Annotated in this window: 18 protein-coding genes and 1 pseudogene; 10 read left to right on the forward strand and 9 right to left on the reverse strand. The window is 57.7% G+C overall.

Annotation, left to right across the window (positions count from 1 at the left end; genetic code table 11):
* A pseudogene (locus IVB01_RS31305) lies at nucleotides 1-280 on the forward strand (IS5/IS1182 family transposase); the annotation flags it as partial.
* Between the two features lie 120 nt (nucleotides 281-400).
* Here IVB01_RS31305 and IVB01_RS31310 read toward each other — a convergent pair.
* Complete coding sequence (locus IVB01_RS31310) at nucleotides 401-1,138, reverse strand: metallophosphoesterase family protein (RefSeq protein ID WP_247279672.1); 738 nt, start codon at nucleotides 1,136-1,138, stop codon at nucleotides 401-403.
* 594 nt (nucleotides 1,139-1,732) lie between these two features.
* On the opposite strand from IVB01_RS31310, the gene IVB01_RS31315 reads away from it, so the two are divergent.
* A complete protein-coding gene (locus IVB01_RS31315; RefSeq protein ID WP_247450068.1) occupies nucleotides 1,733-3,163 on the forward strand; it encodes an undecaprenyl-phosphate glucose phosphotransferase in 1,431 nt (476 codons plus the stop codon).
* A 721-nt stretch (nucleotides 3,164-3,884) separates the two neighbouring features.
* Complete coding sequence (locus IVB01_RS31320) at nucleotides 3,885-4,091, forward strand: hypothetical protein (RefSeq protein ID WP_247279493.1); 207 nt, start codon at nucleotides 3,885-3,887, stop codon at nucleotides 4,089-4,091.
* A gap of 111 nt (nucleotides 4,092-4,202) precedes the next feature.
* On the opposite strand, the gene IVB01_RS31325 is transcribed toward IVB01_RS31320, so the two are convergent.
* The 6 genes from IVB01_RS31325 to IVB01_RS31350 form a co-directional block, all read right to left on the reverse strand.
* Nucleotides 4,203-4,829, reverse strand: coding sequence for a hypothetical protein (locus IVB01_RS31325; protein ID WP_247279494.1), 627 nt, complete (start codon nucleotides 4,827-4,829; stop codon nucleotides 4,203-4,205).
* A 55-nt stretch (nucleotides 4,830-4,884) separates the two neighbouring features.
* Entirely contained in the window at nucleotides 4,885-6,210 is a 1,326-nt protein-coding gene (locus IVB01_RS31330) for a hypothetical protein (protein ID WP_247459405.1), read from the reverse strand.
* Nucleotides 6,211-6,432: 222 nt separating this feature from the next.
* On the reverse strand, nucleotides 6,433-7,074 hold the full coding sequence (locus tag IVB01_RS31335; protein WP_247279496.1) for a hypothetical protein: 642 nt from the start codon (nucleotides 7,072-7,074) through the stop codon (nucleotides 6,433-6,435).
* A 68-nt stretch (nucleotides 7,075-7,142) separates the two neighbouring features.
* On the reverse strand, nucleotides 7,143-9,560 hold the full coding sequence (locus tag IVB01_RS31340) for a polysaccharide biosynthesis tyrosine autokinase (RefSeq protein ID WP_247279497.1): 2,418 nt from the start codon (nucleotides 9,558-9,560) through the stop codon (nucleotides 7,143-7,145).
* A 643-nt stretch (nucleotides 9,561-10,203) separates the two neighbouring features.
* Nucleotides 10,204-11,187, reverse strand: a complete 984-nt coding sequence (locus tag IVB01_RS31345) for an NAD(P)-dependent oxidoreductase (RefSeq protein WP_247279498.1) — start codon at nucleotides 11,185-11,187, stop codon at nucleotides 10,204-10,206.
* 388 nt (nucleotides 11,188-11,575) lie between these two features.
* Nucleotides 11,576-11,854 (reverse strand): hypothetical protein, encoded by a 279-nt coding sequence (locus tag IVB01_RS31350; protein WP_247279499.1) that lies wholly within the window; start codon nucleotides 11,852-11,854, stop codon nucleotides 11,576-11,578.
* Nucleotides 11,855-12,327: 473 nt separating this feature from the next.
* On the opposite strand from IVB01_RS31350, the gene IVB01_RS31355 reads away from it, so the two are divergent.
* Nucleotides 12,328-13,398 carry a glycosyltransferase family 2 protein gene (locus IVB01_RS31355; protein ID WP_247279500.1) on the forward strand — a complete coding sequence of 357 codons (1,071 nt, stop codon included), beginning with the start codon at nucleotides 12,328-12,330 and terminating at the stop codon, nucleotides 13,396-13,398.
* Nucleotides 13,399-13,424: 26 nt separating this feature from the next.
* Here IVB01_RS31355 and IVB01_RS31360 read toward each other — a convergent pair whose 3' ends face one another.
* On the reverse strand, nucleotides 13,425-14,705 hold the full coding sequence (locus IVB01_RS31360) for a hypothetical protein (RefSeq protein WP_247279501.1): 1,281 nt from the start codon (nucleotides 14,703-14,705) through the stop codon (nucleotides 13,425-13,427).
* Between the two features lie 131 nt (nucleotides 14,706-14,836).
* On the opposite strand from IVB01_RS31360, the gene IVB01_RS31365 reads away from it, so the two are divergent.
* From IVB01_RS31365 to IVB01_RS31390, 6 genes are all read left to right on the forward strand, one after another.
* Nucleotides 14,837-16,030, forward strand: coding sequence for an acyltransferase (locus tag IVB01_RS31365; RefSeq protein ID WP_247279502.1), 1,194 nt, complete (start codon nucleotides 14,837-14,839; stop codon nucleotides 16,028-16,030).
* A 148-nt stretch (nucleotides 16,031-16,178) separates the two neighbouring features.
* Nucleotides 16,179-17,525, forward strand: a complete 1,347-nt coding sequence (locus IVB01_RS31370; RefSeq protein ID WP_247495167.1) for a glycoside hydrolase family 16 protein — start codon at nucleotides 16,179-16,181, stop codon at nucleotides 17,523-17,525.
* Nucleotides 17,526-17,702: 177 nt separating this feature from the next.
* Nucleotides 17,703-18,803 (forward strand): glycosyltransferase family 61 protein, encoded by a 1,101-nt coding sequence (locus IVB01_RS31375; RefSeq protein ID WP_247279504.1) that lies wholly within the window; start codon nucleotides 17,703-17,705, stop codon nucleotides 18,801-18,803.
* A 13-nt stretch (nucleotides 18,804-18,816) separates the two neighbouring features.
* Entirely contained in the window at nucleotides 18,817-20,364 is a 1,548-nt protein-coding gene (locus IVB01_RS31380) for a lipopolysaccharide biosynthesis protein (RefSeq protein ID WP_247279505.1), read from the forward strand.
* Nucleotides 20,365-20,369: 5 nt separating this feature from the next.
* Complete coding sequence (gene gmd, locus IVB01_RS31385; protein ID WP_247279506.1) at nucleotides 20,370-21,452, forward strand: GDP-mannose 4,6-dehydratase; 1,083 nt, start codon at nucleotides 20,370-20,372, stop codon at nucleotides 21,450-21,452.
* Nucleotides 21,433-22,389: a GDP-L-fucose synthase gene (locus IVB01_RS31390; RefSeq protein ID WP_275974791.1), complete on the forward strand. Its 957-nt coding sequence runs from the start codon at nucleotides 21,433-21,435 to the stop codon at nucleotides 22,387-22,389. The genes gmd and IVB01_RS31390 overlap by 20 nt, the downstream gene beginning before the upstream one ends.
* Nucleotides 22,390-22,483: 94 nt before the next feature.
* Here the strand turns inward: IVB01_RS31390 and IVB01_RS31395 are convergent, their stop codons facing one another.
* Complete coding sequence (locus IVB01_RS31395; protein WP_247279507.1) at nucleotides 22,484-23,284, reverse strand: FkbM family methyltransferase; 801 nt, start codon at nucleotides 23,282-23,284, stop codon at nucleotides 22,484-22,486.
* Nucleotides 23,285-23,422: the final 138 nt, after the last annotated feature.

Below are 23,422 nucleotides of genomic sequence, written 5' to 3' on the forward strand. Positions count from 1 at the left end.
TTACAAGTTCAGGGTGTTCACGTCAGGGCAGAAGCGGCGGGTGACGCCACAGATCACGCGCGAGCTGCGAAGGCGGTCCGCCGTCGAACCGGTCATCGGCCATCTCAAATCCGAGCATCGAATGGGCCGCAATTATCTCTGGCATCGCGAGGGCGATGCCAGCAACGCCGTCCTCGCCGCCGTCGGCTACAACTTCCGCCGCCTGATCTGCTGGCTCAGGCTCTCGTTGTGGCAAATCCTGGCCATCCTCTTCGCCCGACCCCAAATCAATCCAGCCTGAATTCAGGGTTCTTCACGGACGACCAACTAGGCCAGGCGCTTCACCTCTGAGCGCCGAAGCCCATTCGACGCTCGCCGCGGAAGGGCTTTGACAGGCAGATGGCAAGCGGTTGGGACCATGTCACACCGCGAGCATGCGACTTCCCTGGATGCTCATCAGGGTGAGATTGCCGGTCGCATAGGCGCCGGTATCGATGTTGGCACGGTTATTTCGCACGTCGGCGTTCCGCACGGGCGTGTGACCGTGCACGATATATTTGCCGAAATTCTTTTTGCTCTCCAGGAACTCCTCGCGAATCCACAAAAGATCGTTCTCCTGCTGTTCGGATAACGCCACGCCCGGTCGAACGCCCGCATGCACGAAGAAGAAATCCCCGCACGTAAAGCTCAGCCGCAAATTGTCCAGGAATTCCAGATGCTCAGTCGGCATTGCGCGAATCAAATCGCGCAAGATCGATGTCGGCTCGTCGCGCTTCAGATCCGGCGGGGCGAGCCCGTAAGACATCAATGTCTGGGTCCCCCCGACGGCAATCCAATCCTCGAACAGCGAAGGATCTTCGAACACGCTCACCAGAAATGCCTCGTGATTACCCTTGAGGAAGACCGCATTGCCCCGGCGACTACGCTCGACCAGGATGTCGAGGGTGGCGCGCGTATCCGGGCCGCGATCGATGTAATCGCCCATGAAAACCTCGATCGCGTAGCGCGGGCGACTGCGAGCCACGTCGGCGTCGATCACCCGCAACATCGGCTGGAGCAGATGCGCACAACCATGAATATCCGAGATCGCATAGATGCGAACTCCCTCCGGCAGGTGCGGCTTATGGATTGGCCGACGTGGTCGGGCGAAAGATATCATGGCGCACAATCGATCAGGTGGTCGAGAAACTTCCCCAAGTCGCCGGCACCTGAGAACTCCCCATCTGATGCGAACAACGTGCGGTGGATGGAGTAGCGGTCCTCGTTCTCCGGCTTGATCACGCCAAAAGAAGGGCGGAACTTCTTGCCTCCTCTGTTTGCGACGGGTTCCACCGGTCCGGGGAAATTGCAACGCTGAGCTGGATACCGTGGCAAAGATGCATGGCTCATTGCAAATTTCGTGATGCATCCACAGATAGAAATTCATCCATGTTCCCGCAACTGACTCCTCGCGCTCTCGCGACAGGATGGGCGCCTGAAAGATGAGCGAAGACGCGCTCGCGTGACCGTTAAAGCATCGCGGAAGATATGGAACTTGATCCAAAATACGGCAGCGCCGTCGCTGATATGTCAGCACTATGACGAGAGCGTCAGCGCTTGTCGATGCGCATTTCGACGCGACACATCATGCGTGCAAAAGTTTTGCATGCAGCGCCACAATGTCGCTGCGATCACTTAACACCCTCCGTTTGGGAAGCGGTAAATCTTCAGCATCATAATGACCGCCAGGCACTCTCCACACGTAGAGGATCGAATGGCTGTTGCCACTTATAGCTCTGATAGCACCTATGCGATGTCCTCCGCACGGGGCACGGCTCTTCAGAAGCCTTTTCAGCTTCTCGTGATCGCGGCCGACCTCTTGCTGATCTTGCTCTGCTACGCGATGGCGTCGGAACTTTATAGCGTCGCCACGCCGTCCTCTGGAGACGGAGCGCCCATCGGCGCCGGACTGATCGTCAGCGCAGTGTTCGTTGCAATCGCCTATTTTCAGGGTGTCTATGCAACGCACCGTTTGCTGAGTCTGGTCTGGCAATTGCGCAAAGCGATGATCATTTGGCTGGTGTCATTGACAATCCTTGCGGTCGCGGCGTTTCTATTGAAATCGTCGGACAATCTGTCCCGCGGCACGTTCCTGATCTTCACCGGAGTTGGCGGCGTTGGGTTGCTCAGCCTGCGCTTTGCGTGGCAGTGGGCGCTCGGCACGAGCTTTGCCAAGGGCCGATTGGTCGATCGCAAGGTTGCCCTGCTCAGCCTGAAGCCGCTTGATTTCACCTCGAGCCGTTTCAAGGACCTGCGCAAGAACGGATTCGACGTGGTTCGCCATTTCGTGCTTCCCGCTAACAACCATGGGACCGGCTGGGAGAGGCAAATCCGGGATGTTATTCGCCAATCCCGTGCAGCAGATGTCGAGGAGTACCTGTTGGCGGTTGATTGGAACGAGCTGCCGTTGTTGCAGCAACTCGAACTGCACTTGCGCGCTGTACCTCAGCCGATCCGTCTCTTGCCGGATAATTCGATCGCTGATCTGGTATCGCGCCCGTTTTTGCCGGTCAGCGGCACGGTGGCAATTGAGATTCAGCGACCACCGCTCAGCGTGTTTGAACGTCTCCAGAAGCGCTGCCTCGACGTCGGTCTGGCGTTGTTTTCGCTAGTGGCCCTAGCGCCAGTGCTGATCACCGTCTCCATTCTGATCAAGCTGGATTCGCCTGGGAGCGTGATCTTTCGACAGTCGCGCCGCGGCTTCAACGGCAAGCCGTTCGACATCTGGAAATTTCGCAGCATGTATGTGTGCGAGAATGGTCACTCGATTACTCAGGCAACCAAGAGGGACGCACGCGTCACGAGGATCGGGCGCTTCCTCCGCATGACCAGCATTGACGAGTTGCCCCAGCTCTGGAACGTGCTGCGCGGCGACATGTCGTTGGTCGGACCACGCCCACATGCGCTTGCCCATGACAACTATTATGACGAGATCATCAGCAACTACGTATACCGCCACCACATGAAGCCGGGCCTCACGGGCTGGGCTCAAGTTAACGGTTTCCGGGGCGAAACGCCGACCATCGACCTGATGGAAAAGCGGGTAGAATATGACGTTTGGTATGTAAGGAATTGGAGCATTTGGCTCGACCTGAAAATCATGGCGCGCACGGCGGCTACCGTCATTTCCCAGGAGGCGTACTAGGTCAGTGCAGGCTGCCTTGGCGGCGCGGCGCGGACTCATAGGCGCTGAGCTAGATGCGGATTGAAGCGAGAGCTCCCTTTGGAGCCTTTGAATCAGGCGTCGCGCCAATCACCAAGCTTCAGGTCTTATGCCTACGCGTCCTGTTCCACAGCCGCACAATGGCCTCACGTATTGCGACCAGCCGGGCCATCAAGACGAAAAAGACTCCCGTTGCGAGTGATCCGAGAGCGTGGCGAAGGGAGAATTGTTCGTTGTGATCGAGCCGGTCTTGATGCTTTTCGATCGGGACCGGCACAAGGATTGTTCCTGACCTGTTCAGCCGCGATCGCGACCCGCGGGAAGGAACCACGATGAGCACGAATAAAACGTTGAGCAACAGCCAGATGCTTAATATGGCAAGTACCGTCATCCAGTCCCACCGAAATGCAAGATCAAGTATCGGGTTAAATTAACCGTCGGAACCTCAGAAGGAAAGGGTGCACGACGCGGTTGAGGCGTCGGCTGACTCCTTCCAGCCGACGAGTTCCAGAGATACTCTATCTCGATCATCTCAGCCCGCCTTCATCAATCCGTCCAAATCGGCTACGACAATGATCGTCGTTTGTGGACTCCGTACGATTACGGTCGGCGCTGGAACCATGGATCGCGCGAGCGCTAAGCCGCAGGAAGCGCTTTGCGTAGGATCCTTCGGCGTTCGGGGCGCAGCGGATGAGCCGGAACGATGTTCGAGCTGCTCGGAGCCCCTACGCACCGCGCTCAGCTTGCGCACAGCCGCGAACCCGTCTGGATCAAATGTGACAAGAAGCCGTTTCGGGCTGCGGTGGCAATCGCCATGTCTAGCGCACGAGAATTGATTGTAAAGGAAAACGCGCAGTGGTGCGCCAAGCACGACGATTTGCCTGAACGATCGAAGACCCGAATCCCGTGACGAAGCGGTAAACTCCGGCATCACCACGTATCGATCTGGTCAGGTTGAGAAGGCCTGGCTCAACTAGGCCCGGGCGACGGCAGCGAAGCGCGCCCACTAAACGCCACGAGGTCAACCGCGCAGTGTCGCCAGAAAGGACGGGTCAATCGATTCAACTGCATCTTCCAGGAAGGCCTTGCCCAGTTTTGATGCCCTGCGATAAGCGGACACGAGTGCCGATCTCGACCCAGGTCGGCGTATCAGGATGAGCCGAACGTCATTGCGTACGAGGTCCTTGACATCGGGAAGGGCAAGCGCATCGAAGCGGGTCGCAATGTCGATCCGCGCCGGCATCAATCGCGCGTCGTTTGGTGCGACGAAATATGCCATCTTCAAGGCCTCGACCACGACCGGATCGTGCGGGTCGCGCTGGACCTGAAGCAGCGCCAGCGCCAGCCATAGTTCAGGATTGTAAGGAGAGGTCGAGAGCGTCCGCCTGAGGCGGCCGAGAGCGTCGGTATGCGCTATTGATCGCAGGATCGTGGGCCTTTGCTGGCCAGACTCAATTGTCTGCAGCGCGGCGACCGATCCATGATTACCTTCCAGCTCTGATCCAAACGGCGAGCGCGTTCCCAACAATGTGGGCGCGTCTTCAGTCCACCGCGCCCCAATCTCGGCCGCATCTGCGGAAAATGTTGTCCGGCTCAGCGCCGGCACCTCCGCTATGGCCGACACAATCGCATAGGATCCGACCGCCAAGGCCAACGCCACCAGAAGAACGCGAAATCTGCTCGATGAACTCATTGTCGATGCATTAGTTCAACATACGGCGCGCGGAAGCCGCCGAGTGGTTGGCGCCACTGGTCCGTCCCACTGATTGTGCAAGTCCAACTCCGACCATCACCGCCACGATTGCTTGAATCGCGGGGTTTGAGAGGCTTGAGTCAAGAAAGCTCTCGCAGAGTACAACGACAACGGCGGCGGCCGCGGCGGCCGCGAAAAAGGAATCACGTCCTCGCCGAACGGCGCCGCGAAAGCTAACGAGGAAAAACTGGACGGCGAAGGCTGCTAGGATGGCGCTCGCCAATCGTCCCGCCTCGACAGCCATCAAGACTGCGGTGGAGGGAGGGGCTGCCAGCGCAGCGCCGAACTCCTGATAGGCTCTCGAAATCAGCCTAAAGGTTCCGAGACCATGCCCCCACGTCGGTGCATCAGAGAGCAGGTGCTTTGCCGGCGCAACTGCTTCCGGGGGGAGGCTGACGAATCCAAGGAGGCCCAAGCCTCCGGACCGAGAGTGCGACGCAGCCATCGCGCTGGCGATCGCTGCAAGGACCAAGAACAATAGCGCCGAAGGCCAAGACCGAAATCCCAAGCGCCGGACAGCGGCAATGAACACGAGGACCATCAATCCGCAGCCAGTAACCGCCGCCAATGCGCGTTGTTCGAGGGCGGCAAGTGCGGCGAATGCAACGACAATTCCTAACAGACCGCAGGAAACGCCGACCCACAGTAGGGGCGAGGCCAGATTGTGGATGTTCTGCTGGTGCAGGTGGCGTTCGAGTGCCCGGGCGACGAGCGCGCCATTTGTCAATATCGCAAGAGCGGCTGCTGCCGGAAACAGATTCGTAGCTACGCCGGACTGGGGAATGATTCCGGCGAATAAATCGAGCCGGCCGAGTAGGAACTCGACTGACATGAGGGTCGTCACTGCGCTCAATACGAACAGGATCGTTTCGGCCATACGGCGATCCCTGGTGATGACGACGGTCGACACCAGGAGCGACACGTCGACCAGATAGAGGAACAGGCTGTGCAACGTTGCGCTCGTATCAACGCTGATGCGGGCCGGCAGCGATGGCTGATTCAATGCGATCGAAGTCGCCGACCAGATCGGGTTCGCAAGCGAAGACATCGGAAAGATTTGCAACGTCATCCAGACGACCGGAAGCAAGAATATGAGGAGAAATTGCTTCAGCAACTGCGCGGCAGACGCGATTTGCGCCTCCGGACCTCTTGTTGCCATTGCCATCATCAACGCAGTAGCAAGTGAAATCACATGCTGTGCGAAGGAGCCGCTTGTGAGCGCCAAGATCGGAGTCGCGGCGAGCAATGTGATTAAAAGCCAGGAAGCGATGAGCACTCGGAGAACCGTGAGACGTGGAAGCGGGAATGGAATGCAGCATTGCACAAGTGGGACATTGATACGCGTCGCATAGCCGAGCTTGGGACGCCACCGTCGTCTCGGTGATGGATGGCCGGATAGAAGCCACCATGACGCATCATCACAACGCGGCCTGCCAACTGGTCACATGCATTCGGTTTGCGGAATTCGCTCTGCATGACAGTTCCGTGACCGGCTAAATTATCGAGCATGGCAGTACTGCGACAAGTAACGGAGAGCCGTCGCCAGTCCAGCCATCGGCACCGAACCGCGGATCCCGGTCGGTGTGGTCCCAATTTCAACCTCAAGCTCGTTTGCGGTTTGCCAGTCGCTAGCAGCAAGCTTCGAGGCGTCGGCGGGTAGTAGGAGCGCGACGCCGCCCTGGATCACAGATGCCTGGAACTCTGCGCGCTTCTCTCCCGCTATGAGGGCTACGTTCGGTCGCGCCGAGCGGGACAGTGGCTCGAGTACAATGAGTACAATTTCGATGCCACCTTTCCCGCATTGCAGGCTCAGGCCAGCAAGGCGCGTATCCGACTTGGCACTATCGACGACATGCATCACTGAAATGGCATCGGCGCCGCCGTCTGGATTTTTGCTCTTCACCAGTCGCCATCCGCCCTCAAGCTGTGTCGATTGGCTGCCGGACTCGATCTGCTTGAACGCCTCTTCGTCACAACGTCGACGCTGCTCGGCGCTGGTCCCAGACCCGCAGTTCAGAATGCCCGGACGCACCGCCTCGGCTCGACCGGGAGCCGTCGTCATCAAGAGACCAGCACCGAGCAGGACTGAGCGCACCATCAGAAGCGCCGACCTAACATGCGCTAGCGCCAAATCATTCATGTTGTATCCAAGGGCCCTGTCAAAAATCGGGCAAGCGCTGCCCGCCGCTCCGGATCAAGCATCTGACGTCAATCGACGTAACCATACCTCTTGTAGTATCGATTGCGATAGTAGGCTGCGCCATACGTATCGTATCGGCTCATCACCGACACGTTCACCTTGTTAAGAACCGCACCGAGCATCCGCTCGCGCACAACCGGCGTTTCGCCTAGCACGCGCTCGACGATATCGATTTTCGATTTCGCCCATTCGATGACAAGGATATAGGAATCAGCCAACCCCCCGGTCGCCCGAACGTCGACGACCGGCGCCAGCGGGCTAAGATCGAGAACGATGCGATCAAAGTGCTGCCGTAGTTGCTGGAACAGGTCGTCCATCTGTTGCGAGGCCAGCAGGTCGCTCGAATTCGAGAAGCGCGATGTGATGGCACAAGGAAGAAAATGTAGATTCGTCTGCGGGTCTATCCAGACCACGTCCCTCCAGTCGGCTTGGCCGATGACGACATGGATCAAGCCGTCCTGCGCAGCCGGAGTAAGCCTTGCGGTGAGGCTTGGGTTGCGGATGTCGCCATCGATCAGCAGCGTACGGCAGCCGCTTTGCGCCAAGGTCTGCGCCAGCGCTTCGCTGATGGTTGACTTTCCCTCGTTCGGAAGAGCGGAGGTAATCCCCAGGACCTTGTTGGACCCTGCACCGAAATTTGCGAAATCGCTGGCGAGCTTGATCGACCGAAATCCCTCCGCGAAGCGTGAAAACGGGGCATTGATCACGTGCCGCCCGACGCTCTCCTCGGTTGAAAGCAGACGGTCGCGATGCGACTGTTGGTGGCTGAACGCGGGCGCGGGCCCGTGGAGTGGCAAGGTCGTGCCGGATCCCCCGTGATTCGGTGATGCCTGCTGCGGTTTGGGCTTGTCGCGTTTGCCGAATCGCCAGGCCGCTTTGCCCGATTGAGCGGAATTCGCCTTGATGGCACCCTGCTCTATGACCGGAATCGAAGCGAGACATCGGGTATCCACGAACTTCTCGACCTGCGAAACGGTACGGAAGACGCGATCCATCATATCAAGCAGGATTGCCACGAGAGCTGCGAGAATCGACCCACCCACGATCGCCGCAAGCAGGATGAGTGTCGTTCTTGGCGACGTCTTGTTGGGAAGAGTCGACGCGGCCTGGCTGATCACCCTCGCTTCGGTAATGGGAAACGACTGCTGCTGAACCGAGACCATGTACAGTTGCAGGAAGTTGTCAGACAATGCGCGAGCGCTCTGAGCGTTGCTTTCCAGATCTCTCAGGATGATCTGGGCCTGGCTGGTATTATTCGAGACCGCGATCGTATCGTTCAAGCTCTTCTGGCTGGACTCTTCGCGCGCCTTGGCAATTTCAAGGTCACTCTTGTAGACCTCGGCCGTGCGTCGCAGTTCGTCAATGATCGAGCGTCGGATTTCACGCATCTGATTGCGTAAATTGACAACCGCCAGATGTGTCGATCCATACCGGTTCGACCAATCGGCCTGCTTGGCCGCGTACTCGAGATAGGTCTGGCGCAATTTGGTGATGACCGGGTTGGCCATCGTCTCGCTCACAGTCGCCAAATCATTCAGAATGACCTTCGAATCGTCGCCGTCTGCATTCAATATCGCGGTGATGCGTTCGAGCTTAGCTTGTGCCTCCGCACGCTGGCTACGCGCAGTCGTCAGCGAAGTATTGATTTCAGCGAGTTGCTGCTCGGTGAGCAGTCGCCCGCCGGCGTCGACGATGTTGTTCTTGGCCTTGAAATCCGCAACGGTGCGTTCGGCGGAAGACGCCTGCGAGCGCAATTCCTTCAATCGGTCCTGCAGCCAGACCGCCGCCCGTCTCGATGCCTGATATTTCGATTCCAACGAATCCACGATATAGCCGTCGGCGACTGCGTTGGCGATCCGCGCTGCCAACTCCTGCGACAATGCCTGAAAGGAGATCTCGATAACATAGCTCACGCCGACGCGCTTGATGCTGAGGCCGCTCGCAAAGCGAGCGAGTGCTGCGCGCAGTATTTGCTCTTCCGTGGGCGGGGTCGACTCGGAGAATATTCCGGTAATCGCGCTACTGATGCTGCTGAGCAATCCGCCGCCGTCGCTCATGAAGTCTGCCGACTCCGCAAGTTTCAGATCCTTGATGACTTTGGAGGCGATCGCTTCGGACTTGAGAAGTTCGACCTGACTGTCGACCATCGCCGAGTCGATCGGGTTGTCTGCGCCGCTCGCGGGCGCTTGCGTCTGCAGGCCCTGCATCTTGCGGCTGTCGATCATCAGGATCGCCGTTCCGGTATATCGCTTCGGTGCCGTGAACACGTAGACGCCGGCAAGACAGATGCACAGGAGCAGCGTGAAAATCATCACTGGATACTGGCGGCTCATCAACGCAAGCGCAGAGGAGATGGTCTGCTCCAGCGATGGGGCCTCCCGCGCCGTGTTTTCGATCTCGCGAGATGTGATCTTTGTTTGAAGCATCCGGCCCGCCCTACTTAGATCTCTGTGAATGCGGCATCAGGCTGGCCTTGCCGCGCTGAATTCGTGCAAAAAGTGCCGCGTAGAAGATCCCTGTTGGTCGAATTCGACATGACGGATGCGGTGATCGACGCGCGGCGCTCGAGAATTGGCTAGTGCCACCGAGGCTCTCTTGTCAAAGCACCTAGTCGGTTCGTGCGACACGTTATTGGTCAGAGAAGTTTCGGCAACGCTGCAGGGCCACCGTAGGTACCGCTTGCCGCAAAATCGTCATAATGCCCATCTCCGTCAACTTTGCCAAAAAAAGCGACTTTCAAGATCGAGACAATTCACGCCGCCTGAGAAGATCATGGTTCGCCCACGAATTGGGCAGGATTCCACGAATGCTACGTGCCGACCCGGTGGACAGCGTCCGACCGGTCTCGAATTCTGCGATGCAATATCGACCTGAGTGTGACGGACAAGCATGAGATCTTGCAACTGCCACAGGCAAGGCGAATCGGGTCTCGCGGTTACGACCGAGCACGCGACGCCGGAATCCGAACGGGTCTGGTTTCGGATCCGCTATGGTGGCGAGAATCGGCCTTGAAGTTCCACCGGTGAATCTCCGATCTCCGGACACTTGAAGGATCCAGCCAACAAAACCTCAATCAAAATCCTTGATGGAGGATTCCCGATTCCAATCCACAAGCGAGCTTGCCAGATCGTACTCGAATTTGAACCCGCTTGCGATCAGATGCTTCGGCAGAATGTTCGTAGAAAACCACAACTTCTTGATCCGGTCACGATTGATGCCGGTCTTGATGCCGACAGCCTGCAGCACCTCGAATGGAAGCACGGCGAGATTCATTAGCCATACCGGAATCGTTATCGTCGGCTTGGGGTAAGCGGCAGTTCGAGAGAAGGCGGAGCAAATCTCGCTGATGGTATAACGGTCCTCATAGCAGAAATTGTAGATCGACAGACCGTCGTTGCGAGACGCCATGAAGAACATCGACGAGACCAGGTCCTTCACGTAGCCGCACGACTTGATGGTGTCGGTTCGGCCGGGATAGATGAAGGTCCGCCTTTCGAGAAGCCTCGACAATCGCGTGAAATTGCCTCGCTCGTAGCGCCCATAGATGACGGCGGGGCGCACGATGGTCAGCCGCCTGTCCGGGTCCTCCGATTGCCATAGACGATGGATCGCTTCGGCCGAGAGTTTGGAGCGTCCATAGGCACTGACTGGGACCGGCGTCGCATCTTCGGTAAGTGGGGTCTCGGTCGGACCGTAGACCGATATCGAGCTGGTAAAGATGACATTCCGGCTGCCAGTGTCTCTCGCAAATCGGCAGACGTGCACCGCACCCAGCACGTTTGTATAATAATAGTCGCCGTCCGGATGACCTGGGGTGACATGGACTGCAGCCAGGTTGAAGATGTCGGCAGGCAGTCCGCCTGCGAGCTTCGGGTCGATTGGCTCACGGACATCATGATGGACATACTCGACGCCTTCGACGTGCGCCCTAGGCTTCCCGATATCCACTGAGACGATTCGGTCGTAGCGGCCGGAAGCGAGCATCCGCGTCATCAGATGTGTACCGATGAAGCCTGCGCCTCCGAATACAATAGCCTGGGTGGGATTGGACATGTGCGCGATGGTCAACTTGAGTGAAGGTGCTGAGTCAACGGCGACAAATTTCGGTCAAGGCTCCCTGACAATCGAGCGCACGCATTGGAAAGCGGCACGCCCTGCCGTTGCAAGGGTTGTGCCCAGAAAGAACAAGATTGCTTGATGTGCAGTGCGCCCGCTCGCGACCGCGAGCGCTTATGCTGCTCGACATCAGTGAAGCGGGCAATTTGGGGCAGCAATTGGTCAGTCATGCGTTTCTCATGTAGCGATAACAAGATCGTTACCGACAGCGCGTGTGACATGCTCGGAATCATCGGTTCCATCTGGGCGATCCCCAATGCGGTGGCGCTGACTCAAGCGGCAACGCGAATAGATGGGAGGACGGACTGCTCGTCTGAACAACGACTCAATAGAGCTCGCGATACTCAAATTGGAAGTTCGTTGATCCCGCCGCGATCCCCAATAATCTTTGCAGCTTCTGGTAACCTGCGAGCGGAACGACGATGCAATCGGAACTTCCCGCGTAGCAAACCCGAACCCGGATCGATTGACCGCAGATGTTTTGAACCAGCACAATCTGCTCGATGATCTTGGGGTTGTTGGCTTGAGGGTGCGTCACCGGATTGACTGATATGCAAAGCTTTCCGTCCACTGTCGTGTGATTTGGAGCGAAGGTACCTTCCATCGGTCGAATCGAACTCGAAGGCCGAGTGGAAATGCCGGAGCCGCCATACATCGGAGGAGATGTGCGACCGAAGCCGGAAATTTGAGCAACGGCCGTCGTTGTGAGGAGCGATGAAGCGATAGCTACACATACCGCCACATAACCGTCTGAGCGCCTAGATCGGTTATCATGCATCTTCACTGCTCTGCACATCCATGATGGTTGGGGCCAGCTCTCGAAAGAAGCCGCGGTTGTCGGCGGCAGGATAGAGTTGCAGTTGCGGCAACAGAATGACAGGTAAAATAGTTCCCGGGATTGCAGGCGGGAATCTTGCCTCTTCCTTGCGCTTGAAAACACGTGCTAGAGGCTGCACCTTCCTGGGGTAAGTGTCTGACGCCCGTCGACTGTGATGTTCTGTCGGCCGTCATGCGACGTACTTGCAACGCGAGTATTCTAGGCGGCGAATGTTGAAGGAGATACCAGGACACGCTGTGTTGCCGGAAGTCGAACCGGCGACCCTGCCGCGCCTCTCGGTCGTCATTCCGAACCACAATTACGCAGCTTATGTGGGATCCGCGATCCGCAGCGCGCTGGACATACGATGGCCAAACGTCGAAGTGATCGTCGTCGATGACGGGTCGACGGACCATTCACTCGACGTCATCAACGAATTTGCAGACGAAGTCACAATCATCAGCCAGTTGAACGCCGGGCAGATGATGTCATGTGTGAACGGCTTTCGCAGGTCTTCCGGCGATATCATCATATTTCTCGACTCGGACGATGCCTTGCATCCTGATGTCATGACGGAGATCGTATCCGTCTGGTCCAAAGCCGCGAGCAAATATCAGTTTCAGATGCGCGTGATCGATGCCGAGGGGCAGCCGACCGGAAACGTCCTGCCGCAGTACTTCTCCTGTCCGTCCTCGGAGGACGTCCGCAAGTGGATGGCAACCACCGGCGCCTATCCGACGCCGCCCGGGTCGGGAAATGCCTACCCGAAATGGTTTGTCGAGCGTGTCTTCGGCTTTGAATCCGACTTCGTTGATCGGGCTCCGGACAGTTATCTTTTGGCGGCCGCTCCTGCATGTGGCGAGATCGTAACGATCACCAAGCCGTTGGCAGACTACCGCGTGCACGGCCTCAATCACGGGGCTTTCCTTCAACTCGACGATACCCGCTTTGCGAGAGAAATCGACCTCACGCGGAGGCGATACAAATTCTTTTCCGAGATCGCGCGCGCGGAGAAGCTGCCGGTTGCGCCCGATGCGCTCAAGAGCAATTTGATATTTCTTTGTTTGCGGATAGCGTCGTTCAAGCTGCGGCCGGACCTTCATCCAATCGCGGCGGATAGTTCATTGAGCATCGCTGTCGATGCGCTTGGAGCGGCTGCGTCGCCGCAAGGTTTCTCAAGATCGCAGCGCATATCGCTGCTGGCTTGGATCTTCTGCACCCTGATCAGTCCGCAATACTTCCGTCGTGCCCTGGTGAGTTTGCGCTACGTGCCCGCCCAGCGGCCGAAATGGTTGCGCGCTTTGCTCGGTCGATTCCGCATCATTCGATGATCGGGCGCAGGGCTGGGACACTTCGGTCAGACGGCAGCTTTGGGACGGATCGACCTCAGGCCGGCGCCTGGCGGCTGCGACCATACGCACAGCATTGCCATCATGATCAGAAATGGAGCCATGGCGAGGTTGCCGCCGCCGAGCTGATAGCAGGCCAGCATTGTCAATGCGAGCATCGAGTTGTCTTTCCTGAATATCGAGAGGATGAGATAGAACAGGAAAATCAGTAGCCCGATAATTCCGTAATCCGCGACGAGCTTGAGAACGGGATTTCCGCTGCCGCCAAAGTAGGCAGGCGACCGTTCCAATCCGCCAGGCCCCGAGCCGATGAGCACTCTATCGGTCCGAAAGAGATAGTCCCAAGTCTGTAGTTGTGCGACGTAGCGAGCATAGCCGCTCGACTTGGTTGAACTGAATTCATCAAGTCTACTAACGATGGGATCAAAAGGTTCCGGTGCAACGAGGTACGTTGTGCCAATCGTCAAGGCAACGGCCGCCCCGATGGCGATTACCCGCAGTGATTTGAGCGGAGCAATCAGGGGATAGGCACCAAGGGACACGACGAGCACCAGGAGGCCCGATCCGGACCGAGTGAGCACGTACGAGATCGCGTACAACGGAAGATAGGCAAGTCGCCGCAAAATGAACACATCGACGACCACACCTATAGCGAGCAATTGGGACAGCGCTCCCGGCTCCATCGGGAAAAAACCGTTCGCGCGCCGATTCAACGACCCATAAAATTCCACCGCATTTTGATTGTAGGCGGACTCGACGAGGACCGGATCGAGCGCCGGGATTGCATCCTTGAACGAGAAGATGCGTATTCCGCCGAATTGAAGAACGATCTGGACGATTGCCAGAACGGCGCACAGCCGAACATAGAACAGGAAGACGGGAAGGACCGCCTCGTTCGAGAATTTCGTCGAGGGTCCGAACAGGAAGATCGAATTCGTGACAAGAACCATCGCAAGTGATGCCGGGCTGGTCTCGACACCGCGATCGGGAGATTCGGCTGCGGCGACCGCGCTGAAGAGAAACCAGACGACGACGAGTCCGAATGCGAGAGTCTGCGGCCCGCGAATGCTCACCAGACCAACCCACCATCCCCACGCCACGAGCGCGAAGAATCCGAACAGCGAAAAGAAGATCTGTCCGGTCCCGATGAGGAGCCCGAAGCGCTGCATGCAAATGCACAGAATGAAGGCGATATGCGCGAAAATGACGCTGTTGGTCTCGTCGCTTGACGCTGCTGCAGCGCGCTTGTTAGACGAGGTTCTGGCTGGGAATGTGTCGAGGCTCACCATGTTGGGACTCGTCGATTACTGTCTCTTGGCGCCTTGGTTGCGTCTGGGCACAGGGTAACGATCGCGATCGACCTTGGTCTCTCTCGTGAGGCTGTTCACCCTCTATACTCGAGCCTGTAGCGACTTCCCACATGGAACACAACGCGAGCGCAAGATTTAACCCTTACGTTCATGGTGCCAGAGGTTTGTTTTGCCTCATGGTATTCGTCTATCACGTCGTTCATTCCGGACTGCCCACGTTCGATCTGTTTGCCAGGGGGCCGTTGGGAGAAGCGCTGCAGACCGGGAAATTCGGTGTCGAGTTCTTCTTCGGCATCAGTGGAATCGTGATTCTGCCAAGCCTGTATCGGGCATCCTCGGTCGTGACCTTTATTCTTGATCGCTATGCGAGGATTCTTCCTGTGCTCTGGGCGACCGTGATCGCGATCGCGAGTTTTGGCTGGCTTTCAGGAAGGGGTCCAAGTCTGCTGCTGGTTGGTGCAAATCTGTTGGCGCCGCCTCCATTCATTGACATCATCCAGATCAATCCCGCCGCGTGGTCGCTCGGATACGAATTCCTGTTCTATGGAGTATGTGCCGCCGTCTTCCTGATCAGCGGCGTCAGTCGGCCGCTGGCCCTGGCATTAGCCGTCAGTTCGCTGATCTTGCTCGTGTACTATCCCCGCGCGCTCCTGATGATTGGTGGCGTGCTCATTGCGGAGAAGTACCTATCGTCGACCTTGTTGCAATCCTTGGCGAAGTACCCGGCGATCTTCTTTGTGCTATTCCTGGCTGTCTGGAGAGGCCTCGAGCTTGCCAGCGCAACAGACTACGTTGGCTTTGTGACGCCGGCACATTTGTCATTCCATGACTGGATCTCTGCTTTTCCATTTCTTGTTCTTGGTGGCGTCTTCGGGACTATTTTCCTGCTTGGCGTGTCCGGAGGAAACGGTCTGTTCGGAAGAATGCTGCGTTGGCAGGTGATGCAATGGCTGGGAACGATCAGCTTCAGTTTTTATCTCTGGCCGCCGATCGTCATGGCTGGGGTCAAGCTGATCATGTATCGAACGGGCATGGTCGATGCATTGGGGAGCGGATCGCAACTTTTTTTCCTCCTGGTCTCGCTTCCGCCGTCGCTTATCGTTGCGACGGTCAGCCATCGCTTCCTTGAAGTGATGGTGACGGGACAGATTCGAAAACGGCTCGATAGGGGCTCGGAAGAGAAACCGGCAGTCCGGCCGATCAATCAAGCACTCGACGGCACTCAAGGAGGGAACCTGATCGGGGAACAGTCAAATGTTCTTGATTGTTCGACAAGTCACCGCCCCAAAACGATCGCAAGTTAACTGTCTATTTGGGAAAAAGCCGCAGAGCCGTGCGCTCGATTGTGCCGGTTTGCGACGTGGCAGCGTTACCGCTGCCATCGTCTTTGCGCATTGGGCCGGCACAGCGTTTCCCAGCCGGACTAAGAGCCGAACCGAAAGGATCTCGTTGATGATCGCAGCCGTGCGCACGCAAGTCCTTTGTGTCGCCTCGATAGTCGTTGCACTCGGATCCGCGACGCCGGCCTGGTGCGCTGGCTGGGAGCTAGTTTTTTCGGATGAGTTCAACGGCGACAAGCTTGATCGGACCAAATGGGCCACCCGATACATCTACAACAACGAAACGATGGATCGTTTCAACGATGAAAAGCAGCGTTACCGCGACAACCACGTGATGTCCGAGGGTGCGCTGAATCTGATTGCAAACAAGAATGAAGGGGCGGACACGTTCGATTCCGCGATGATCCGGAGCCATCAGACATTCTACTACGGCTACTATGAAGCGCGGGTCTTTCTTCCGAATGCGCGGGGATCGTGGCCGGCATTCTGGCTCGAAGCCGACTACGACATCGATGGAAAGTTCTGGCATCCGCCGGAGATCGACATTTTCGAGTACGTCATCAATGGCGTGGAAGACAAGCCGAACATGCTGCACTCGAATGCCATGAGTAAAGATAAGTGGACGCCGCAGTCCTATACGTATGTGGACAGCTCGTTCGTGCTCAGGTTTCAGGACATGGTCAGCAAGGAGGATCTGAACAAGGACTGGCATATTGCCGGCTTCGTTTGGGCTCCTGACCGCATTTCGTTCTTCTGGGACGGTCGTCTCGTCTACACGCGCATGTACCAGTGGCTCAGGAAGGACGGCCAACTGGGGCCGCCGGCGCACATCGATCTCAATTTCGCTGTCGGCGGAGCAGCGTGGGCCGGTCGGCACGGGATCGATGATGCGGCTTTCCCGCAAACGTTCAAGATCGACTACGTTCGCGTCTGCCAGTTCACGTCCTCTGAGCGGGGAAGCCGAAAATGCGGTCCGAGCGACGTGACACCGGATCCGAATGATTTTGGATATAAGGCAGCGCTCAACGACATGCCCAAGCCGACATTTCTCAACGTTACGAATGTGGTGGCGGATAAGAAGCCGAATGCGGGGGTGTTGTCACTGAGCACAACCGACCCGCTCAAGATCGAAATTCCGGTCAAGATTCCGGACGACTATCCGACAAATCGAACGATTCATGCGTACGTCTTCGATGCAACAACCGGCGCGATGGTCGCATCGGCAAAGAAGCCGCTACAACAGGTCTCTCGCAAGGACGCGGAAGATGGCGTCAGTGTGATCGAATTTGCGCTGCCGGCCGTACCGCGTGAAGGGAACTATCTGCTGGGCAGCAAACTGACGGCTGAAGTCGCGGGCGAGGTCGGCCCCAAAGAAGTCCCAGTTGCTTGCGACACCACGGTGATCCAACCAAAAAAGGCCAGATCTTGCCGTCTATTGTCGCTGCATGTGCGCCGCTGATCGGAGGGGTGCATCCAGCGTGAGCACAACTCCGTGGATCTGGATCAAGCCGAGCACCACTGATTGCGATCGGCACGCTGTCCGAAGATCGGTCTGAATTTTGCTTTGGCTGTGGCAGGTGAGGCCTCATGCGGGCTTGCCTGTCACGATCAGTGTCTCTTGCATGGGTAGTCGTCCATGAACTCAAAGGTTCGCGCCGTCAGGCAAATCCTCCGTGGTGCATTGCGCGGCAGCCCGAGCCGGCTTTGTGATCATCGCACGTGGCGAAGTGAACATCCGCATACCTGGCTGACTGCCGTCGAGGAAGAGGTACTGGCGCGGAAGGCGCCGGTTCGATTCGGCAGCCGCGACGCAGGTTTCGGTGAAAGCGTTGACAACAGAATGCCCGAGCTGGGCATTCTCCGCCTGGACAAGGCCCGAATCCTCGGTCCCGACGGCTGGCTCGTGACGGAGGATGGATCGCTGCTCTACGAGAGCACCTGGTACGGATCGTCGTTCTCGCGCCATCCGCGATCAGTTGCCTACGGGACGCCGCTGCCGCTAAGTGGCACCTGTCTCTCGCTGGCGAGTGATTTCGCCGGAGGAAACTATGGGCACTTCCTGCTCGATTGCCTGGGACGCTTGGCGCTGTTTCAGAAAAGTGGCCTGTCGCTCGATGATGTCGATTATGTCTATTTGCCCAAGCCTGCGTCCGAAACGGCAGCCAAACTCGTTCGCCAGCTTGGAATTCCAATGCGCAAGTGCGTGTGGGCAGGCCAGGAGGATATCCAGGCCGATCTCGTGATTGGCACTTCGTTTCCAGGCTTGCGACGGAATTATGCGCCTTGGCTTACGGAGTTCTTCCGCTTGCAGCTAGCCAAGTCGCCGCTTCGTCACGACAGGCGCGTATACGTTCCGCGCAAAGGACAGAGGAAGGTTGCTAACGAAGAAGAGCTGATGCCTGCACTGAAAAAGTTCGGCTTCCAGATCTACGAATTTGACCACGTCGAGGATGAAGCGGCGTTTTTCGCGGAATGCTCGATTGTCGTTGGCCCACATGGTGCAGGGCTGACCAATCTCGTATTCTGCTCGCCTGGAACGCAAGTCCTGGAGCTGATTCCCTCAGACCACGTGCATCCCTACTACTACACGATCGCAACGTCCGCCGGCGCGGACTATTCCTACATCGTGGGAGACAGCAAGGGGACGCGCCCGCAGGGCGCGTTTGGGCCCAGTCCATTCGATTTCGAGGTTGCGCCTGACATCTTCGAGCGCGCACTGGAAACCATATGCCAATGAACGAGCATTGAAAATGGTCGCTCTTGGTGCGCGTACGCCGCTCCCTTTGTCGAAAAATTCAATCGCCATCGGAGCTGCCTGGATCGGCGTGAGCCGGCTGGTGGTTGCCAGTCTCGGCTTCCTGAACACGCTCGTATTGGCTAGAATGCTCACGCCGGAAGATTTCGGCCTGGTTGCTGTCGCGACGGCCATCATTGCTGTTCTGACATCTATGACTGAACTGTCCCTGGCATCGGCCCTCATTCACCACAAGGATCCAAGTGAAGATCAATTCCACGCCGCGTGGACGTTGGGCCTGGCTCGTGCCTGCTTGCTCGCACTCCTGCTGTCGTTGCTTGCTTATCCGGTGGCATTGTCCTACGGCGATGGCCGCTTGATTCCAATCCTGTTGGTCCTGAGCTGTTCGATTGTAATATCCGGCCTTCGAAACCCGATGCTAGCGATGATGCAGCGTCAACTCGTCTTCTGGCAGGAATTTGTGACGAGCAGTAGCCGGGCGCTCGCAACCATCCTCGTCTCCTCCGGGATCGCCATTTGCTTCAGTAGCTACTGGGCGCTGATCGCCGGGGCCGTCGTCGCCAACTTCATCGATGTGGTTGCCTCTTATTTGATCCAGCCGTTTCGGCCGAAATTCCGGATAAAGGGTAGCCGCTCCCTATTCTCGTTCTCTGTGTGGCTATCGCTCGGACAGGCCGTCAGCACGCTGAACTGGCGTTTCGACCAGATCATCATCGGATATTTTCTTGGGAAATCCACCCTGGGTGGATATGTGCTGGGCAGCGACCTGGCCGCCACGCCGACAAGAGAAGCAACAAATCCGCTCGCCGGGACGCTGTTTCCCGCGTTCGTGAGGCTGAGGGACGACAAAGCCGCCCTTCAACGAGCTTATCTGTCGGCGCAATCAATGCTGTGTGTGATCGCCTTTCCGGCCGGGTTCGGCTTCGCGTTGATCGCCGATCAATTCGTTCCGCTCGCGCTGGGTGAGGCCTGGGCAGGCGCGACAATCGTGATCCAGCTCCTCGGTGGTGCAATTGCGTTGCATACGCTCAGCGCGACCGTCCAACCCCTTGGTCTCGCGCTTGGGCAGACGCGCAGGTTATTTCATCGCGACGTTGCGATCCTAATCGTGAGGCTGCCTGTCATTGTTGCCGGCTTGTGGGTAGGGGGGTTACTTGGCCTGCTGGTCGCTCGCGTGGCGGTTACGCTCGGCGGTGTCGTCTACAACATGGTCCTGGTCCGCGAACTGATTGACGCTTCTGTCTCCCGGCAATTTCTCGTGAATCTGAGGACCGCTTTGTCCACCTGCACGATGATCATTGTCGGTCTTCTGACCAATTGGGCTTTCATTACATTTCTTGGCCATGAGTCTCACGTCTATGCTCGGTTGATTGCCGTTGTTCTCGTGAGCGCTCTTGCCTATGTCGGGTCACTTTTTGGAGTCTGGCGAGCGACAGGCTCGCCGGCCGGGCCCGAGCGTGAGATCCTGCGAATCCTGGGCGCAATCGCCGACAGGTTTGGAAAAACTGGGAAAGTCATCGATGAGAATCGAGTGGTCGGGTGAGCAATATGAATGAAAGATCGAAGCGCTGCGTCGCGCTGATTACGGGCGTCACGGGTCAGGACGGTGCCTATCTCGCCGAGTACCTGGTCGGCCTGGGCTACGCCGTTCACGGCATCAAGCGGCGATCGTCCTCATTCAACACCGCCCGTGTCGATCATCTTTATCAGGATCCGCATGCCGGCAATGTGCCGTTCCTGATGCATTACGGCGATATGACGGATTCGACAAACCTGATCCGTCTAATGCAGCAGATCCGGCCAACAGAGATCTATAATCTGGCTGCACAGAGCCATGTGGCGGTCAGTTTCGAGAGCCCGGAATATACCGCGAACGCGGATGCGATTGGAACGCTGCGGCTATTGGAAGCGATCCGCATTCTCGGCATGGAGAGGGAGACGCGGTTCTATCAGGCGTCCACCTCCGAGCTCTACGGCCTCGTGCAGGAAGTGCCGCAGAAGGAAACGACCCCCTTTTACCCGCGCTCCCCTTACGCGGTGGCGAAGCTCTATGCCTATTGGATCACGGTGAACTACCGCGAGGCCTACGGCATGTTTGCCTCGAACGGCATTCTCTTCAACCACGAGAGCCCGATCCGCGGCGAAACCTTCGTCACCCGCAAGATCACGCGTGCCGTTGCCCGCATCGAGACGGGTCTCGAAGAGACGCTGTATCTCGGAAATCTCGAGGCCAAGCGCGACTGGGGCCACGCCAGGGATTATGTCGAAGGCATGCACATGATCCTGCAGGCCGAGCGGCCTGACGATTTCGTGCTGGCAACCGGGGAGACACGCTCGGTGCGCGAATTCGTGGAACTCGCCTTTGCCGAAGTCGGCCGCAAAATCGAATGGCGGGGCAAGGGCGTCGAGGAATCCGGTATTGACATGAAGTCAGGCAGGATCGTCGTGCGGGTCGACCCGACCTATTTCCGTCCCACCGAGGTCGATCTCCTGATTGGCGATCCCAGCAAAGTGCGCGAGAAGCTCGGCTGGAAATCCAGGACCCCTTTCGCGCAACTGGTCAAGGAAATGGTGGCGTCCGATTTGCTCGAGGCCAAGCGAGAGGTTGCCAATGGCAAGCGCTCTATTTGAGCTGGCAGGCAAGACCGTCTTCGTCGCCGGCCATCGCGGCATGGTTGGCTCCGCGTTGGTGCGACGGCTCGCGGAGGAAAATGTCGAGTTGCTGACGGTGTCGCGGAGCGAGGTAGACCTGCGTGACCAGGCCGCCGTCGATAGATGGTTCGCTGCAAGGCGTCCGCAAGCAGTGTTCCTTGCTGCCGCCAAGGTCGGTGGCATCGTCGCCAACAATACGTTACGCGCCGAGTTCCTCTACGACAATCTCGCGATCGCGACCAACGTCATGCACGCCGCTCATGTTAATCGATGCGAGAAGCTGATGTTCTTTGGCTCCTCATGCATCTACCCCAAACTCGCAGTCCAGCCGCTGCGCGAAGAGTCGATGCTGACTGGTCCGCTGGAGCCGACCAACGAACCCTACGCGATCGCCAAGATCGCCGGCATCAAGATGGTCGAGGCCTATCGTAGCCAGTACGGTTCAAATTTCATCAGTGTGATGCCGACCAACCTCTATGGGCGCGGCGACAATTATCATCCAGAATACAGCCACGTCGTCGCGGCGTTGATCCGCCGCTTCCATGAGGCCAAGACGTCGGGAGCGAAGAACGTCGTGGTGTGGGGCACCGGCACGCCGCGGCGCGAATTCCTCTTTGTCGACGATCTGGCAGACGCCTGCATCCACCTGATGAAGACCTATTCGAGCGGCGAGCTCGTCAACATCGGCACCGGCGTGGACATTGAGATCGCCGAATTCGCCCGCCTGGTCGCGGAGACCGTCGGCTATTCCGGCGAGGTCAGCTTTGACACCTCGCGCCCCGACGGCACCCCGCGCAAATTGCTCGACGTCAACCGGTTGGCGAAACTGGGTTGGCGAGCCAAGACCCCGCTCGAGGATGGGCTCAAGCTGGCCTATCAGGCATATCTCGGCGAGAACCGGCAGGCGGGAGAGTAGGCAGCGCACTTCTGCCATTGCGAGCTAACGGTCGCGCATCCGCGCGCCCGTTGTCCGCAGCTGGCGCGATGCATCGGCGCGGCCACGGAGGCGATCACTCCGGAGCGAACCAGCATTTCGGCAGCACGACATCATCCCTGTTGGCGACGTTTCTCCTGTCGAGGTCGTGAGGAAATCTTCTCGCAGGCGTTCGGCGAGAGACGTGATCCTTGCGCAAGAACGAGAATTCCATGATCGGCGGGACCTTGAACTCCCTGTATTCGATGGGTTTGAAGTAATTATTCGGGTGAATGTGTACGACGTCGAAGTGCTTGGTGATCTTCTTGAAGACAGCGCCGATCAGCTTGAGACCGATGGGATTGAGAATTCTATTCATGGAATGGAATTCGATGATCATGATCCTGAAGCGCTTCAGGTCGTCGCAGCTCGTTTCGATGAGAACCTCGTATTCGCCGCCTTCAATGTCCATCTGGAGGATGAGATCGCCGGTCCGAGGGCCCTTTCTCGACATCCAGTTCTCTAAAGTCATGAACTTGGCGTTGTTTTCGTTTCCGAGGAATTTCTTTTCGAAATCGAGTAGGTCATTGCGGATCGCGGGTGCATCCACCGAGAAGTCAGCGAGGAAACATGGGATGCCGCGTTCGGCAAGGCCGAGCTCGAAGTCAGAGACGTTGTAGACGCCCGGCGAAAAGCAACCGACGCAGCCATCGAGGTCGTCCGGAACCAAATAGCCGCCATCAGCCGATCCGCCCAGTCGAATCAATTTCTTGTCCGTCACGACAGGGAAAAGGTCCCGGAAGAATTCCCTGAGATCCTCCTCCTTTGAGGTGCCGGATATCATAAAGTCGTTATCAAGCAGGCGGGCCTTTACGTAGTCTTTCCACAAACCGATCATGCGGTTGACTCCGAGCTCGCTAGCGCATCTGGGTGCAGGCTTGCTGCAACAAGCGGCATTCCCGCAGGCTCGCTGCCTATGTTCGTTGCGATCAACACATTTGCCTGCCTTAAGACTTCAATAGATTCGATTCTTGTC

It is taken from the genome of Bradyrhizobium sp. 164, from assembly GCF_023073715.1.
Taxonomy (GTDB): Bacteria; Pseudomonadota; Alphaproteobacteria; order Rhizobiales; family Xanthobacteraceae; genus Bradyrhizobium.